Annotated in this window: 13 protein-coding genes and 1 pseudogene; 9 read left to right on the forward strand and 5 right to left on the reverse strand. The window is 42.0% G+C overall.

Annotated features, from left to right (window positions below; all coding sequences use genetic code 11):
* The first annotated feature begins 121 nt into the window (after positions 1–121).
* The 9 genes from rpoB to recA all read left to right on the forward strand — a co-directional run bounded on the left by rpoB (position 122) and on the right by recA (position 13,337).
* Complete coding sequence (gene rpoB, locus MK396_RS01805; RefSeq protein ID WP_268723484.1) at positions 122–3,733, forward strand: DNA-directed RNA polymerase subunit beta; 3,612 nt, start codon at positions 122–124, stop codon at positions 3,731–3,733.
* A 32-nt stretch (positions 3,734–3,765) separates the two neighbouring features.
* Complete coding sequence (gene rpoC / locus MK396_RS01810; protein WP_268723485.1) at positions 3,766–7,431, forward strand: DNA-directed RNA polymerase subunit beta'; 3,666 nt, start codon at positions 3,766–3,768, stop codon at positions 7,429–7,431.
* 108 nt (positions 7,432–7,539) lie between these two features.
* Entirely contained in the window at positions 7,540–7,959 is a 420-nt protein-coding gene (gene ndk / locus MK396_RS01815; RefSeq protein ID WP_084868950.1) for a nucleoside-diphosphate kinase, read from the forward strand.
* A gap of 136 nt (positions 7,960–8,095) precedes the next feature.
* Positions 8,096–8,719 carry a hypothetical protein gene (locus MK396_RS01820; protein ID WP_084868951.1) on the forward strand — a complete coding sequence of 208 codons (624 nt, stop codon included), beginning with the start codon at positions 8,096–8,098 and terminating at the stop codon, positions 8,717–8,719.
* 85 nt (positions 8,720–8,804) lie between these two features.
* Entirely contained in the window at positions 8,805–9,248 is a 444-nt protein-coding gene (gene tsaE / locus MK396_RS01825; protein ID WP_084868952.1) for a tRNA (adenosine(37)-N6)-threonylcarbamoyltransferase complex ATPase subunit type 1 TsaE, read from the forward strand.
* Complete coding sequence (locus tag MK396_RS01830; RefSeq protein ID WP_084868953.1) at positions 9,238–9,759, forward strand: GNAT family N-acetyltransferase; 522 nt, start codon at positions 9,238–9,240, stop codon at positions 9,757–9,759. The genes tsaE and MK396_RS01830 overlap by 11 nt, the downstream gene beginning before the upstream one ends.
* Before the next feature lie 4 nt (positions 9,760–9,763).
* A complete protein-coding gene (brpA, locus tag MK396_RS01835; RefSeq protein WP_268723486.1) occupies positions 9,764–10,804 on the forward strand; it encodes a biofilm formation/cell division transcriptional regulator BrpA in 1,041 nt (346 codons plus the stop codon).
* A 73-nt stretch (positions 10,805–10,877) separates the two neighbouring features.
* Positions 10,878–12,134 carry a competence/damage-inducible protein A gene (locus MK396_RS01840; protein WP_084868955.1) on the forward strand — a complete coding sequence of 419 codons (1,257 nt, stop codon included), beginning with the start codon at positions 10,878–10,880 and terminating at the stop codon, positions 12,132–12,134.
* 54 nt (positions 12,135–12,188) lie between these two features.
* Entirely contained in the window at positions 12,189–13,337 is a 1,149-nt protein-coding gene (gene recA, locus MK396_RS01845; protein WP_084868956.1) for a recombinase RecA, read from the forward strand.
* 68 nt (positions 13,338–13,405) lie between these two features.
* Here recA and MK396_RS09985 read toward each other — a convergent pair.
* The 5 genes and pseudogenes from MK396_RS09985 to MK396_RS09995 all read right to left on the reverse strand — a co-directional run bounded on the left by MK396_RS09985 (position 13,406) and on the right by MK396_RS09995 (position 16,904).
* Positions 13,406–14,254 (reverse strand): annotated as a pseudogene (locus MK396_RS09985) (transposase).
* Positions 14,215–14,712, reverse strand: coding sequence for a transposase family protein (locus tag MK396_RS09990; protein ID WP_419150870.1), 498 nt, complete (start codon positions 14,710–14,712; stop codon positions 14,215–14,217). The pseudogene MK396_RS09985 and the gene MK396_RS09990 overlap by 40 nt, the downstream one beginning before the upstream one ends.
* Positions 14,713–15,144: 432 nt before the next feature.
* A complete protein-coding gene (locus tag MK396_RS01855) occupies positions 15,145–15,750 on the reverse strand; it encodes a DUF998 domain-containing protein (RefSeq protein ID WP_084868957.1) in 606 nt (201 codons plus the stop codon).
* Between the two features lie 77 nt (positions 15,751–15,827).
* Positions 15,828–16,493 (reverse strand): CPBP family intramembrane glutamic endopeptidase, encoded by a 666-nt coding sequence (locus MK396_RS01860; RefSeq protein ID WP_268723487.1) that lies wholly within the window; start codon positions 16,491–16,493, stop codon positions 15,828–15,830.
* 15 nt (positions 16,494–16,508) lie between these two features.
* Entirely contained in the window at positions 16,509–16,904 is a 396-nt protein-coding gene (locus MK396_RS09995) for a helix-turn-helix domain-containing protein (protein WP_254736375.1), read from the reverse strand.
* Positions 16,905–17,056 lie beyond the last annotated feature (152 nt).

Below are 17,056 nucleotides of genomic sequence, written 5' to 3' on the forward strand. Positions count from 1 at the left end.
AAGATTTAAAGATTCTGAAAATTTATCAAAGGGACACGGTGATAGGGGTTTCTAAAACCATATGACGATTAGAAAAGCCTGATTGACAAGGCTTGGAATTTATTTACAAAGGAGAATCATCTTGGCAGGACATGACGTTCAATACGGGAAACATCGTACCCGTCGTAGTTTTTCAAGAATCAAAGAAGTTCTTGACTTACCAAATTTGATTGAAATTCAAACGGATTCATTCAAAGATTTCCTAGATCACGGTCTTAAGGAAGTATTTGAAGATGTATTGCCAATTTCAAACTTCACAGACACAATGGAGTTGGAATTTGTTGGCTATGAAATCAAGGAACCAAAATACACGCTCGAAGAAGCTCGTATCCACGATGCTAGCTACTCAGCACCAATTTTCGTAACCTTCCGCTTGATTAATAAAGAAACAGGCGAAATCAAGACTCAAGAAGTCTTCTTTGGTGATTTCCCAATCATGACCGAAATGGGTACTTTCATCATCAATGGTGGTGAACGTATTATCGTTTCTCAGTTGGTCCGCTCACCAGGGGTTTACTTTAATGACAAAGTAGACAAGAACGGTAAAGTGGGTTACGGTTCTACTGTTATCCCTAACCGTGGAGCTTGGTTGGAACTTGAAAGCGACTCAAAAGACATCGCTTATACTCGTATCGACCGTACTCGTAAGATTCCATTTACAACCTTGGTTCGTGCACTTGGTTTCTCAGGAGATGATGAAATCTTTGATATCTTTGGTGATAGCGAATTGGTTCGCAATACTGTTGAAAAAGATATCCACAAGAATCCAATGGACTCTCGTACAGACGAGGCCTTGAAAGAAATCTACGAACGCCTTCGTCCAGGTGAGCCTAAGACGGCTGAAAGCTCACGTAGCTTGCTTGTGGCTCGTTTCTTTGACCCACGCCGCTACGATTTGGCAGCAGTTGGTCGTTACAAGATCAATAAAAAACTCAACGTTAAAACACGCTTGCTCAACCAAACCATTGCAGAGCCATTGGTAGATCCTGAAACGGGTGAAATCTTGGTAGAAGCTGGTACCGTTATGACTCGTAGCGTGATCGAAAGTATCGAGAGTCACTTGGATGGCGACTTGAACAAGATTGTTTACATTCCAAACGATGCAGCTGTTCTGACAGAACCAGTTGTCCTTCAAAAATTCAAGGTTGTTGCCCCAACGGATCCAGACCGTGTTGTAACCATCATCGGAAATGCCAATCCTGATGACAAGGTTCATGTTGTAACTCCTGCGGATATCCTTGCAGAGATGAGCTACTTCCTCAACTTGGCAGAAGGTATCGGACGTGTGGATGATATCGACCACCTTGGAAACCGTCGTATCCGTGCAGTTGGTGAATTGCTTGCTAACCAAGTACGTCTTGGACTTTCTCGTATGGAACGTAATGTCCGTGAACGTATGTCTGTTCAGGACAATGAAGTTTTAACACCACAACAAATTATCAACATCCGCCCTGTGACAGCTGCGATCAAAGAATTCTTTGGTTCTTCACAATTGTCCCAGTTCATGGACCAACACAACCCACTTTCTGAGTTGTCTCACAAACGTCGTTTGTCAGCCTTAGGACCTGGTGGTTTGACTCGTGACCGTGCTGGATATGAAGTACGTGATGTGCACTACACTCACTATGGTCGTATGTGTCCAATTGAAACACCTGAAGGACCTAACATCGGTTTGATCAATAACTTGTCATCATACGGACACTTGAACAAGTATGGATTTGTTCAAACACCATACCGTAAGGTTGACCGTGAAACTGGTGTAGTCACAAACGAAATCGTTTGGTTGACAGCCGATGAAGAAGATGAATTTACTGTAGCACAGGCTAATTCAAAATTGAACGAAGATGGTACTTTTGCTGAGAAAGTTGTCATGGGACGTCACCAAGGGGTCAACCAGGAGTATCCAGCAGAAGTGGTTGATTACATGGACGTGTCACCAAAACAGGTAGTTGCCGTTGCGACAGCATGTATTCCTTTCTTGGAAAACGATGACTCCAACCGTGCCCTCATGGGTGCCAACATGCAACGTCAGGCTGTGCCTTTGATTGATCCAAAAGCACCTTACGTTGGTACTGGTATGGAATACCAAGCAGCTCATGACTCTGGTGCTGCTGTGATTGCTCAGTATGGTGGTAAAGTTACTTACGCAGATGCTGACAAGGTAGAAGTTCGCCGTGAAGATGGTTCGCTAGACGTTTACCACATCCAAAAATTCCGTCGTTCAAACTCAGGTACTGCTTACAACCAACGGACTCTCGTAAAAGTTGGTGATGTCGTTGAGAAAGGCGACTTTATCGCTGACGGACCTTCTATGGAAAAAGGGGAAATGGCGCTTGGACAAAACCCAATCGTTGCCTACATGACATGGGAAGGTTACAACTTCGAGGATGCCGTTATCATGAGCGAACGCTTGGTCAAAGACGATGTCTACACATCTGTCCACCTCGAAGAATACGAATCAGAAACCCGCGATACAAAGCTTGGGCCTGAAGAAATTACTCGTGAAATTCCAAACGTTGGTGAAGATGCTCTTAAAGACCTTGACGAAATGGGGATTATCCGTATCGGTGCTGAGGTTAAAGAAGGGGACATCCTTGTAGGTAAAGTCACACCTAAGGGTGAGAAAGACCTCTCAGCTGAAGAACGTCTCTTGCACGCTATCTTTGGAGACAAGTCTCGTGAAGTGCGTGATACCTCGCTTCGTGTACCTCACGGTGCCGATGGTGTTGTTCGTGATGTTAAGATCTTTACCCGTGCAAATGGAGATGAGTTGCAATCAGGCGTTAACATGCTGGTTCGCGTCTACATCGCTCAAAAACGGAAGATCAAGGTCGGAGATAAGATGGCCGGGCGTCACGGAAACAAGGGGGTTGTCTCTCGTATCGTTCCTGTAGAAGACATGCCTTACCTTCCAGACGGAACTCCAGTCGACATCATGTTGAACCCACTTGGGGTGCCATCACGTATGAATATCGGTCAGGTTATGGAACTTCACCTTGGTATGGCAGCACGTACTCTTGGTATCCACATCGCAACACCAGTCTTTGACGGAGCAAGTTCTGAAGACCTTTGGTCAACCGTTAAAGAAGCAGGTATGGACAGCGATGCTAAAACAATCCTTTACGATGGCCGTACTGGTGAGCCATTTGATAACCGTGTATCAGTTGGTGTCATGTACATGATCAAACTCCACCACATGGTTGATGATAAATTGCACGCGCGTTCAGTCGGACCTTACTCAACCGTTACTCAACAGCCACTTGGAGGTAAAGCTCAGTTTGGTGGACAACGTTTCGGTGAGATGGAGGTTTGGGCTCTTGAAGCCTACGGTGCGTCAAATGTTCTTCAAGAAATCTTGACTTACAAATCTGACGATATCAACGGCCGTTTGAGAGCTTATGAAGCTATTACAAAAGGAAAACCAATTCCAAAACCAGGTGTTCCAGAATCCTTCCGAGTTCTTGTGAAAGAATTGCAATCTCTTGGTCTTGACATGCGTGTCCTTGACGAAGATGATCAAGAGGTGGAACTTCGTGACTTGGATGAAGGAATGGACGAAGATGTCATCCACGTAGATGACCTTGAAAAAGCCCGCGAAAAAGCAGCCCGAGAGGCTAAAGCAGCCTTTGAAGCTGAAGAGGCTGAGAAAGCAACAAAAGCGGAAGCAACAGAAGAAACTGCTGAACAAGAATAAGCAGTTCACTTAGAATAGAAAGGGAAGAAATAGTGGTTGATGTAAATCGTTTTAAAAGTATGCAAATCACCCTAGCTTCTCCAAGCAAAGTCCGTTCATGGTCTTATGGAGAAGTCAAAAAACCTGAAACAATCAATTACCGTACGTTGAAACCAGAACGTGAAGGACTCTTTGACGAAGTCATCTTTGGTCCTACAAAAGATTGGGAATGTGCTTGTGGGAAGTACAAACGCATTCGTTACAGAGGGATTGTTTGTGACCGCTGTGGGGTTGAAGTAACGCGTACGAAAGTTCGTCGTGAGCGTATGGGGCACATCGAGTTGAAAGCTCCTGTATCTCACATCTGGTATTTCAAGGGGATTCCAAGCCGTATGGGCTTGACCCTTGATATGAGCCCTCGTGCCCTCGAGGAAGTTATCTACTTTGCGGCTTATGTGGTGATTGATCCTAAGGATACACCACTTGAGCACAAGTCTATCATGACAGAGCGCGAATACCGTGAGCGCTTGCGTGAGTATGGCTATGGATCATTCGTTGCCAAAATGGGTGCCGAAGCCATCCAAGACCTGTTGAAACAAGTAGATCTTGAAAAAGAAATTACTGAACTCAAAGAAGAGTTGAAAACAGCTACTGGACAAAAACGTGTCAAAGCTATCCGCCGTTTGGATGTTTTGGATGCCTTTTACAAGTCTGGAAACAAACCTGAATGGATGATTCTCAACATCCTTCCAGTCATCCCACCAGACCTTCGTCCAATGTTGCAGTTGGATGGTGGCCGTTTTGCCTCATCTGACTTGAACGACCTTTACCGCCGTGTTATCAACCGTAACAACCGTTTGGCTCGTTTGCTTGAGTTGAATGCACCAGGTATTATCGTTCAAAATGAGAAGCGTATGCTTCAAGAAGCGGTTGACGCTTTGATTGACAACGGTCGTCGTGGTCGTCCGATCACAGGACCAGGTAGCCGTCCACTCAAATCATTGAGCCACATGCTTAAAGGAAAACAAGGACGCTTCCGTCAAAACTTGCTCGGTAAACGTGTTGACTTCTCAGGACGTTCTGTTATTGCCGTTGGTCCAACTCTTAAGATGTACCAATGTGGTGTGCCACGTGAAATGGCAATCGAGCTCTTTAAACCATTCGTTATGCGTGAAATCGTAGCTCGTGACATCGTGCAAAACGTGAAAGCGGCTAAACGCTTGGTGGAACGCGGAGATGAACGTATCTGGGACATCCTCGAAGAAGTCATCAAAGAACACCCAGTGCTTTTGAACCGCGCACCGACCCTTCACCGTTTGGGTATCCAAGCCTTCGAGCCAGTCTTGATTGATGGTAAGGCCCTTCGCTTGCACCCGCTTGTCTGTGAAGCCTACAATGCCGACTTTGACGGGGACCAAATGGCCATCCACGTACCGCTTTCAGAAGAAGCCCAAGCAGAAGCTCGTATCTTGATGCTCGCTGCAGAGCACATCTTGAATCCGAAAGATGGTAAACCAGTTGTTACTCCATCTCAGGATATGGTTTTGGGTAACTACTACTTGACCATGGAAGAAGCTGGCCGTGAAGGTGAAGGAATGGTCTTCAAGGATCGTGACGAAGCTGTCATGGCTTATCGCAATGGTTATGTTCACCTCCACTCACGTGTTGGTATCGCGACAGATAGCCTTAACAAACCATGGACTGAAGAGCAAAAACACAAGGTCTTGCTTACAACAGTTGGTAAAATCCTCTTCAACGATATCATGCCAGAGGGTCTACCTTACTTGCAAGAACCAAATAATGCAAACTTGACAGAAGGGCTTCCAGCTAAATACTTCTTACCACTAGGTGGCGATATCAAGGAAGCCATTCGCAATCTTGAACTCAATCCTCCATTCAAGAAGAAAAACCTTGGAAATATCATCGCTGAGATTTTCAAACGTTTCCGTACAACAGAAACCTCTGCATTCTTGGACCGATTGAAAGACTTAGGTTACCATCATTCAACACTTGCTGGATTGACAGTGGGGATTGCTGATATCCCAGTGGTTGAAGACAAGGCTGAAATCATCGAAGAATCTCATAAGCGTGTAGAACAAATCACAAAACAGTTCCGTCGTGGTTTGATTACTGATGATGAACGTTACAATGCCGTTACAGCTGAATGGCGTGCAGCTCGTGAGAAATTGGAAAAACGCTTGGTCGATAATCAAGATCCGAAGAACCCAATCGTTATGATGATGGACTCAGGAGCCCGTGGTAACATCTCGAACTTCTCACAACTTGCCGGTATGCGTGGTCTGATGGCCGCTCCGAACGGACGTATCATGGAATTGCCAATCCTTTCAAACTTCCGCGAAGGTTTGTCAGTACTCGAAATGTTCTTCTCAACTCACGGTGCTCGTAAAGGTATGACCGATACGGCCCTTAAGACAGCCGACTCAGGTTACTTGACTCGTCGTTTGGTTGACGTCGCCCAAGACGTTATCATCCGTGAGGACGACTGTGGAACAGACCGTGGTCTCTTGATCCGCTCTATCGCAGAAGGAAAAGAGATGATCGAGTCTCTCGAAGAACGTCTCAATGGTCGTTACACTAAGAAAACTGTTAAACACCCAGAAACTGGCGAAGTCATCATTGGTCCAAATGAGTTGATTACAGAAGACAAGGCGCGCGAGATTGTCAATGCTGGTGTGGAAGAAGTGACTATCCGTTCCGTATTTACATGTAACACTCGTCATGGTGTCTGCCGTCACTGTTACGGTATCAACTTGGCGACTGGTGATGCGGTTGAAGTTGGTGAAGCAGTTGGTACAATCGCTGCCCAATCTATCGGGGAACCTGGTACACAACTTACAATGCGTACCTTCCACACGGGTGGGGTTGCCTCAAATACCGATATCACTCAGGGTCTTCCTCGTGTCCAAGAAATCTTTGAAGCCCGCAATCCAAAAGGGGAAGCGGTCATCACAGAGGTCAAGGGACAAGTTACCGCCATTGAAGAAGACGCGTCAACTCGTACGAAGAAAGTCTTTGTTAAGGGTGAAACTGGCGAAGGAGAATATGTCGTTCCATTTACAGCACGTATGCGTGTTGAAGTTGGAGACCAAGTTTCTCGTGGTGCAGCATTGACAGAGGGTTCTATCCAACCAAAACATCTCCTTGCTGTTCGTGATGTCTTGTCAGTTGAAACTTACCTTCTTGGTGAAGTCCAAAAAGTTTACCGTAGTCAAGGGGTAGAAATCGGTGACAAACACATCGAGGTTATGGTTCGTCAAATGATCCGTAAAGTCCGTGTCATGGATCCAGGTGATACAGATCTTCTCATGGGTACCCTTTTAGACATTAACGATTTTACAGATGCTAATAAAGATGTCCTTATCGCAGGTGGGGTTCCAGCGACTGGTCGCCCAGTTCTTATGGGAATTACCAAAGCCTCACTTGAAACAAACAGTTTCTTGTCAGCGGCTTCCTTCCAGGAAACAACTCGTGTCCTTACAGATGCGGCCATCCGTGGTAAGAAAGACCATCTCCTTGGACTCAAGGAAAATGTTATTATTGGTAAGATCATCCCAGCAGGTACTGGTATGGCTCGCTACCGTAACCTTGAACCACAGGCAATCAATGACGCAGAATATCTGACTCCTGAACAAGAAGATACAGAACTTGCTCCAGTAGATGAAACTGTGGAAATCCAATCTGAAGAAACTATAGAATAAAAGTAAATAAGAGAACCTTCGGGTTCTCTTTGCTTTGTTTCAGAAAATTTTCCCACTTTTTCATAAAGTGTGGTAGAATAGAAGAACTAAAGTGACAAGGGGATTTATATGGAACAAACATTCTTTATCATTAAGCCAGATGGTGTGAAGAGAGGTCTAGTTGGCGAGGTTTTGAAAAGAATTGAGCGACGTGGTTTCAAACTCGAAAAATTAGAGTTACGTTCAGCAGTTTCAGAAGCTTTGATTGACCAACACTATCGCGACTTAGTTGAAAAAAGTTTTTATCCTCCTATCCGTCAATTTATGACCTCAGGCCCAATAATTGTTGGAATCATTTCAGGTCCCAAGGTAATTGAAAGCTGGCGTGACATGATGGGTGCCACTCGTCCAGAAGAGGCACTACCAGGAACCATCCGGGGAGATTTTGCTAAGGCGGCAGGAGAAAATCAAGCCATTCAAAACGTGGTACACGGATCAGATTCAGAAGAGTCAGCTAAACGAGAAATCGCTCTCTGGTTTAGGGATTAGATTAGAAGAGAACAGTTCTGTGAATGACGGGACTGTTTTTTGTACCGTTCAGCGTCCTAATGTGACATTTTGGAAGTCATTTATCATTTTCTAATCCTGTCAGAGTATAATTTCTTATACGGAGGAAGAAAAGGAAATGATGAAATCAATTCGTGTTTTATTATTATTAGCTGTCGCTCAAATTTTATTTGGAAGTTGTTTATTGTGGAAGGAATCATTTTTATCCTTAAGAGAAGGAAATGTCTATTTTTTAATTCTCATAGTGGGAGTTTCAGGCTTTTGTGCTGGGATTAATTACTTCCATACCCTGGGTCAGAAAAGTCATAGTATTTTGCGTGTTCAAAAGAAAGTAAGTCTTGTTTATAGCCTTCTTTTAGTAGTCAATCTTCTGGCAACCTGTCTGGTTCTCACAGAAAGCATCCAAACTACTAGCAAATTGCAGCAGGAACTGGTTGACCTCTTTTTACCCTCCTTCTTTTTCTTGCTAGGAGTAGATCTATGGATTTTCTTACCTTTTGATAAATATATTCGGGATATGGACAACCATCTCAATAAGAAGAGAACGGTTGTGATTTCCGTTTTAGGCACGATTATTTTCTTAAGAAATCCCGTAACAATCTCCTCCATTCTCCTTTATATCAGTCTTGGTTTTTTATGTGCGCGTTTCCTCTTTCCAAAATCCGTGCAAAGGGAAATTTCATTTTACGGACATGTGATTCGCGATGTTTTATTTGTTATTTGTATTTTTACTTTTTTCTAAGAAAGGCAAGGAGAACTGTAAATTTAGCATAGTAAGTCTATAAAGAAAATTCACACAAAAGGAAACTTTTTGGTATAATAGTAACATGTACACAAAAAATGAAGAAGAGCTTCTAGCTCTCGGAGAAAGATTAGGTCATTTGCTTCAAAAAGATGATGTTCTGATCTTGACGGGAGAGTTGGGTGCGGGTAAAACAACCTTTACAAAAGGCCTTGCCAAGGGTTTGGATATCCGTCAGATGATTAAAAGTCCAACTTATACTATCGTGAGAGAGTATGAAGGGCGTCTGCCGCTTTACCATTTGGATGTCTACCGTATCGAAGGAGACGCTGATTCTATTGACTTGGATGAGTTTCTCTTTGGTGGCGGTGTGACTGTTATTGAGTGGGGGCATCTTTTGGGCGAGGCTTTACCAGATTCTTACTTGGAGTTGGAAATTTTGAAAGAAGCTGAGGGTCGTTGTCTTCATTTTACGGCTCATGGCTCTCGGGCTGAACAACTCATCAAGGAGCTTTATGATGGAGTATGAGTTGTGCATTCGTGAGGCAGAGACTTCAGATGCTACAGCTTTGATTGCATTTTTAGATTGTGTCGGTCAAGAGACAGACCTCACTAGCCTAGATGAAAATGGTATCATGATGACAGCGTCTGAAATGGCTCTTTTTATCGAAAAACAAGCTGCATCGGAGAATCAAATTACTCTTCTCGCCTTACTGAATGATGAGATTGCAGGTATCTTAAGTATCACAGCGGATCAACATTTAAGAGTTCGGCATATTGGAGATGTTTTTCTAGCAGTTCGCAAGAAATTTTGGAACCAAGGCTTGGCTACAATACTTCTAGAAGAAGGCATCGAGTGGGCTAAAGCCAGTGGTGTCTTGCGCCGCTTGCAACTCAGTGTACAAAAACGAAACGAGGCTGCTATCCACCTCTATTCAAAAATGGGATTTATCATAGAAGGCTTGCAAGAAAGAGGAGCCTATTTAGCAGAAGGGATATTTTTAGATGTTTGTCTGATGGGCAAATTGATAGATGAATAACAAGATGATCAAAAAATTAATTGGAATGGTGCTAGGTTTCCTGGCCGTAACAGTTGTAGGTGTAGGAATTTATGCCTACACAATCTATCAGCAGGGGACTGCAACCCTGAGTCAAAAAACTTACAAAAAAATCGGTGAAGAAACCAACGTTATCGAAGCAACTGAGCCTTTAACGATTCTCCTAATGGGGGTAGATACGGGAAATTCGGAACGTACAGATCCGTGGGCAGGGAATAGTGATTCTATGATACTCCTGACGGTTAATCCCAAAACAAAGAAAACCACTATGATGAGTTTGGAACGGGATATTTTGACTAAGATCGAGAATGAAAATGGCCAAGTTCAGGAAGCCAAACTCAATGCGGCCTATGCCAATGGTGGTGCGGAACTTGCAATTTCTACTATTCAAAAGATGATGAATATCCACATTGACCGCTATGTGATGGTTAACATGCAGGGACTTCAACAATTGGTGGATGCAGTTGGTGGGATCACTGTCAACAATACACTTGGTTTTCCAATTTCTATCACTGACCAAGAAGAGTTTAATAAGATTTCCATTGGTGTTGGGGAACAAAACTTGAATGGTGAGGAAGCCTTGGTGTATTCACGGATGCGTTACCAAGACCCTGAAGGAGACTACGGCCGTCAAAAACGTCAACGTGAAGTCATTCAAAAAATCGTAGAGAAGGTTTTGAGTCTGAACAGTGTGAGTCATTATCAAGGCATTCTCAAAGCTTTGAGTGACAACATGCAGACCAATGTGGATTTATCAGCTAAGAGCATTCCACAATTGCTCGGCTATCAAGATTCTTTCAAGAATATCGAAACGCATCAATTGCGTGGAGAAGATGCTGAACTACAGGGAATTTCTTATCAGATTGTCACTTCAGAACATATGCTCGAAATGCAAAATCTCTTGCGTAGTTCACTAGGTAAAGAGCCAGTGACGGAATTAGAAACCAATGCTGTTCTGTACGAAACAGCCTTTGGCCGGACAGCGCCTTCAACCAGTACTAGTGCTTCAAACGAAGAGGTAGAATAAAACAAAGAATCGAATCGTGGGAAATTTCCTGCGATTTTTTCAAAAAAATTCGAATAGATAAGTAGGAGGAAAAATGAAAGCAGAAATTATTGCTGTCGGAACAGAAATTTTAACAGGGCAGATCGTCAATACCAATGCTCAGTTTTTATCAGAGAAGCTAGCCGAAATCGGGGTAGATGTCTACTTCCAAACAGCTGTCGGAGACAATGAAGCTCGTCTTTTGTCCTTGCTGGAGATTGCGAGTCAACGTAGTAATCTTGTGATTTTGACAGGGGGCTTGGGACCAACTGAGGATGATTTGACCAAACAAACTCTGGCTAAATTTTTGGGAAAAGATCTAGTGTTTGATCCTCAAGCCCAGGAAAAACTAGATATCTTTTTTGCTCAAAGACCTGACTATGCTCGGACACCGAATAATGAGCGCCAAGCCCAAATTGTAGAAGGGGCAACTCCGCTGCCAAATGAGACAGGTTTAGCAGTAGGAGGGGTGTCGGAAGTGGATGGAGTGACCTACGTCGTTCTTCCTGGTCCACCAAGTGAATTGAAACCCATGGTCTTAAACCAGCTCTTACCCAAGCTGATGACAGGCACCAAACTATATTCCCGAGTTCTTCGTTTCTTTGGAATTGGCGAAAGTCAGTTGGTGACCATTTTGGCGGATTTGATTGATCATCAAACCGATCCGACTTTGGCACCGTATGCCAAAACGGGAGAAGTGACCTTGCGCTTGTCTACAAAAGCAGTCAGTCAAGAGAAGGCTGATCAAGCACTGGACATCCTAGAAAATCAAATCTTGGATCGACAAACTTTCGAGGGGAATTCTCTACGAGACATCTGTTATGGATATGGGGAGGAGACCAGCCTCGCAAGTGTCGTAGTAGAAGGGCTAAAGAAGAGACAGAAAAGCATTACTGCGGCAGAAAGCTTGACGGCAGGTCTCTTTCAAGCTACTTTAGCAGACTTTTCAGGTGTTTCAGCTATCTTTAATGGCGGTTTTGTCACTTACAGTTTAGAAGAAAAGTCTAAGATGCTGGATATTTCCGATCAAGAGCTAAAAGAACACGGGGTCGTTTCTGAGTTTACGGCTCGAAAAATGGCAGAGCAGGCACGACTCAAGACTCAGTCTGATTATGGAGTCAGTCTGACAGGTGTGGCAGGTCCAGATAGCCTAGAGGGGCATCCAGCCGGCACAGTTTTTATTGGACTGGCACATGCGAAAGGGACAGAGGTGATCAAGGCTAATATCGCAGGACGGAGTCGAGCAGATGTACGTCACATCGCGGTTATGCATGCCTTTAACCTAGTTCGCAAGGCTTTATTAAGTGACTAAATTTTGATATAATAGTAGATAGGTCTAAGAACCAGTAGAATATAGGAGAACAGAATGGCGAAAAAACCAAAAAAATTAGATGAGATTTCAAAAAAGTTTGGAGCGGATCGTGAAAAAGCCTTGAACGATGCTCTTAAACTGATTGAAAAAGACTTCGGTAAAGGCTCAATCATGCGTTTAGGCGAGCGCGCGGAGCAAAAAGTGCAAGTCATGAGTTCAGGGTCGTTGGCTCTTGACATTGCTCTTGGTTCAGGTGGTTATCCTAAAGGACGCATCATCGAAATCTACGGACCAGAATCATCTGGTAAGACAACGGTTGCCCTTCACGCTGTTGCGCAAGCACAGAAAGAAGGTGGTATTGCAGCCTTTATCGATGCGGAACATGCTCTTGACCCAGCCTATGCTGCAGCCCTTGGTGTGAATATTGACGAATTGCTCTTGTCACAACCAGACTCAGGAGAGCAAGGTCTTGAAATTGCTGGAAAATTGATTGACTCAGGTGCAGTTGACCTCGTCGTTATTGACTCAGTTGCAGCCCTTGTACCTCGTGCAGAAATTGATGGAGATATTGGAGACAGCCACGTTGGTTTGCAAGCTCGTATGATGAGCCAGGCCATGCGTAAACTTGGTGCTTCGATCAATAAAACCAAAACAATTGCCATCTTTATCAACCAGTTGCGTGAAAAGGTTGGGGTTATGTTTGGAAATCCAGAAACAACACCTGGTGGACGTGCTCTGAAATTCTACGCTTCGGTCCGTTTGGATGTTCGTGGAAGCACACAAATCAAAGGAACTGGTGACCAAAAAGATACCAATGTCGGTAAGGAAACCAAGATCAAGGTCGTGAAAAATAAGGTAGCTCCACCGTTTAAGGAAGCTTTCGTTGAAATCATGTACGGAGAAGGGATTTCTAAGACTGGTGAGCTCTTGAAGATCGCAAGTGATCTCGATATTATCCAAAAAGCGGGAGCATGGTACTCTTACAAGGGTGAAAAAATCGGACAAGGATCTGAAAATGCTAAGAAATATTTGGCAGATCACCCAGAGATTTTTGATGAGATTGACCATCAGGTTCGTGTTCAATACGGTTTGATTGAAGATGAAGAGGGAACCACTCCTACCTCTGTCGCAGAAGATTTGGCACCTAACCAAGAAGTGACGCTTGACCTAGGCGATGGACTTGAAATCGAAATTGAAGATTAAAGATAAAACTAGGGAAAGCTTTCAAAATTATAAAGGCTCTTTGTCAACTGTAGTGAGTTGAAAAAAAGCTAAGATCGAGAAAGGACGAATTTCGTCCTTTCTTTTTTGATGTTGAGAGCGATGAAAATCCGTTTTTTGAAGTTTTCAAAGTTCCAAAATCTAAAGGCATTTCGCTTGATGAGTTTAATGAGATTATTAGTCGCTTCCAATTTTGCGTTGGAATAGGGTAGTTGAAGGGCGTTGACAATCTTTTCTTTGTCCTTGAGGAAGGTTTTAAAGACAGTCTGAAAAAGAGGATGAACTTGCTTTAGATTGTCTTCAATGAGTCCGAAAAATTTCTCAGGGTCTTTGTTCTGAAAGTGAAAAAGCAAGAGCTGGTAGAGCTTATAGTGGTGTTTCAAGTCTTCTGAATAACTCAAAAGCTTGTTTAGAATTTCTTTATTCGTCAAGTGCATACGAAAAGTAGGGCGATAAAATCGCTTATCACTCAGTTTACGACTATCTTGTTGAATGAGCTTCCAGTAACGTTTGATAGCCTTATATTCATGGGATTTTCGTTCAAATTGATTCATGATTTGGATACGCAAACGACTCATAACACGGCTTAAGTGTTGGACAATGTGAAAACGATCTAGAACGATTTTAGCGTTTGGGAGTGAAACAGTCTGGGAGACTGTTTCAGCCTAAGACTAGAAATTCGAAAGCGAAGCTGTTTAGCCAAGTCCATAGTAGGGACTAAACATATTCATCGTAATGATTTTCACCTGACAATGAACAGCTCGCTCGTAGCGCAGAAAGTAATTTCGGATGATAGTTTGTGTCCTGCCTTCAAGGACAGTGATGATATTGAGCTTTTCAAAATCCTGAGCAATAAAGCTCATCTTTCCTTTAGTGAATGCATACTCGTCCCAAGACATAATCTCTGGCAGACAAGAAAAATCATGATTAAAACGGAAGTCATTAAGCTTGTGAATAACAGTTGAAGTTGAATAGACAGCTGATGAGCAATATCGGTCATAGAAGTCTTTTCAATCAACTTTTGAGCAATCTTTTGATTGATCATACGAGGGATTTGATGATCTTTCTTGACGAGGGAAGTCTCAGAGACTATCATTTTCGAACAATGATAGCACTTGAAACGACGCTTTTTAAGGAGAATTCTAGTAGGCATACCAGTCGTTTCAAGGTAAGGAATTTTAGACGATTTTTGGAAGTCATATTTCTTAATTTGACTTTCGCAATAAGGGCAAGATGGGGCGTCGTAGTCCAGTTTAGCGATGATTTCCTTGTGAGTATCCTTATTAATGACATCCATAATTTGGATATTAGGGTCTTTAATGTCTAGTAATTTTGTGATAAAATGTGATGGTTCCATATGATTCTTTCTAATGATGGTTTGGTCGCTTTTCATTATAGGTCATATGGGGCTTTTTTCTACCTTGAATATACAATATAAGTGCACAATAAAAACTCATAAGATTTTCTAGTAAAATATGTAGAATTGCCGTTTATATTTCCTGCCAATTACTGACATAGTATAACCAAAGCCTGTCTCTTTTGGAGAAATACCCGTCGGAACATAAGTATCTTGTTCATTCAGCATAGTTTTCTCTTTCTAATAAATGATTTGTATCTCAATTAGCAAGCACACTTATAGTTAGTTGTAAAAGTATCTCAAATTGTAGTAAGCAACCTATTTAAATCCCCTTTTCGCTTTATTATCTTATCGTACAAGTCAAGCAATTCTTTATTAAGAATCCCATATATAATAAAAGATACACTAAACGGCTATAACGAAACCCATAATCTATTTTTGTTGAAATAGTATTATACAAAAAATCAGGATATAAATATTGCTTGCGTACAGAAAAATGCGTTCTAACAATCCAAAGTAGGGTTTTAAAAAAGGTAAAATAAGTGCGGCGACCAATCCATATAAACCAATCTTTATCAGCCATTCTATTGCCAAGAAGAAAACAGCTAACGAAGGTACTAATGCACTCATTACATCGGTCAATTGAAAAAGAAAAATGGCCAAAACAGTAAACTGTAAAATAGCAAACAGCAAGTGCAGGCGACCGCTGATTGTTTTGCGGCTTCCTTCAATATCTGTTGGAAAAACCATAACTCCGAAATAGCCCACCAAGGCCAGTACCAATAACCAAATAGCTTTTTCTTTAAAGGCAGTCTCATAGTTCCAACAGATAAGAGCACCTATCAAGAAAATATTACGGAATGTACTGACAATTCCTGCCCAGTTAAAAAGATATTTATACTTCCCTACACCGTAGTCACTGACAGCATGTCTGATAGGATTGTAGATGCCTTTATTTTTTAAATGCAAGTCTAACATTAAATAGAAATAGGCTAAAATACAAAGGATGACTAAAAAACTAAAACATCTGGTTAACATATGAAAGAACCTTCTTCCTTAATAAATATAGAATTCAAAGCAGATGAAACAACCTCGGTTTAGGCATAGTCCCGTCTTTATATCAGCAAAAATATACTGGTATTATTGAAGATATGCACAGCAGATGAAAAAAGGAGATTATCTGTTTTGTAATAAGTATAAGCAAAGACAATACCTGACATAAAATGAGGTAAAACGCCTAACAATTCATTGGCTGTAAAATGATTGACATGAATCATGGCAAAACAAAGACTGGATAAAAAAATCGCCACTCCCGCAGAGCAATATTTTTTTAAAAAATTTAGCAAAATATAACGATAGATAATTTCTTCAACAAAAGGTCCTAAGACACCTAAAACCAAGATTAGCAGAGGTACAGGAAATAAATTCATTGCCGATCCAATATTGGTATCGTTAGTTAAGTTTGCCTGGTCAATGTTAAAAAATGAATAGCCTAACTGAGCTAAAAAACTGCCTGCTATCGTAAAGAGGGTCATCGCTAAAAAGACAAGCATCGTAATCCCCAAACTTTTCAGCTTATGCTGTTTTATCCACGACAAATTTTCCTTTAACCGATAACGCAACACATAGAGTCCAAATAAAGCTAGGAAAATATAAGCCAGCAGCGGGATAATCATCCTAAGTGACTGATTTCCATATGAAAAATGTATAAAATGCGGAATTACAAAAAGAAGAAAATAAATACCCGCAATTAAGGCTAATCCTCTTGTCTCTTTCGTCATTTCTGACCTCCAATATTAATGATTGTATTTTTGAAAATGAGAATAGATGAAAAAGATTAAGAAGCAGAGAAAAAGGAAACTAAAAAATAGGATATTTGTCAGACTAACGAGCGAGCAGCATAGGAATACACCAACTAAGCCAAGCATTTGCCCGATTTCCACCTTACTAACCGAATGAGATGTCGATTTTAGCAAAACTGTCCGACCGCATAATTCATCTAAAGAAATATGATAAATATCTGCTAACTGTATTAGACTGATACCATCTGGAATCGTTTTGTCATTTTCCCAGTTGGAAACTGTTTGCCGGGAGACACCAAGCAAATTAGCTACTTGAATCTGACTATAGCCAAATACTTCTCTGCTTCTTCTTAACTGCTTTCCAAGCATTTCTCTTTTCATCATCATCATATCGTTTTTCTCCTTTTTGGTCTAGGTTAAATTCTTTAACATTTAGGGGGTGCTAAGTCAAAATTCTTTGACAGGCCCTATTGTACAACTTTTAACCGATTAATCCGTTTTATGTTATTTTTTCTCAATTTTCTCTTAAGAGTAAAATAATA

Origin of the sequence: Streptococcus oralis, from assembly GCF_026782235.1 — a bacterium.
Lineage (GTDB): Bacteria > Bacillota > Bacilli > Lactobacillales > Streptococcaceae > Streptococcus > Streptococcus oralis_CC.

Coding starts and splice junctions, on each gene's coding strand:
- ndk (WP_084868950.1), top strand. CDS start 7,540: ATGGAACAAACATTCTTTATCATTAAGCCAGATGGTGTGAAGAGAGGT.
- MK396_RS01820 (WP_084868951.1), top strand. CDS start 8,096: ATGATGAAATCAATTCGTGTTTTATTATTATTAGCTGTCGCTCAAATT.
- tsaE (WP_084868952.1), top strand. CDS start 8,805: ATGTACACAAAAAATGAAGAAGAGCTTCTAGCTCTCGGAGAAAGATTA.
- MK396_RS01830 (WP_084868953.1), top strand. CDS start 9,238: ATGGAGTATGAGTTGTGCATTCGTGAGGCAGAGACTTCAGATGCTACA.
- brpA (WP_268723486.1), top strand. CDS start 9,764: ATGATCAAAAAATTAATTGGAATGGTGCTAGGTTTCCTGGCCGTAACA.
- MK396_RS01840 (WP_084868955.1), top strand. CDS start 10,878: ATGAAAGCAGAAATTATTGCTGTCGGAACAGAAATTTTAACAGGGCAG.
- recA (WP_084868956.1), top strand. CDS start 12,189: ATGGCGAAAAAACCAAAAAAATTAGATGAGATTTCAAAAAAGTTTGGA.
- MK396_RS09990 (WP_419150870.1), bottom strand. CDS start 14,712: ATGGAACCATCACATTTTATCACAAAATTACTAGACATTAAAGACCCT.
- MK396_RS01855 (WP_084868957.1), bottom strand. CDS start 15,750: ATGTTAACCAGATGTTTTAGTTTTTTAGTCATCCTTTGTATTTTAGCC.
- MK396_RS01860 (WP_268723487.1), bottom strand. CDS start 16,493: ATGACGAAAGAGACAAGAGGATTAGCCTTAATTGCGGGTATTTATTTT.
- MK396_RS09995 (WP_254736375.1), bottom strand. CDS start 16,904: ATGATGATGATGAAAAGAGAAATGCTTGGAAAGCAGTTAAGAAGAAGC.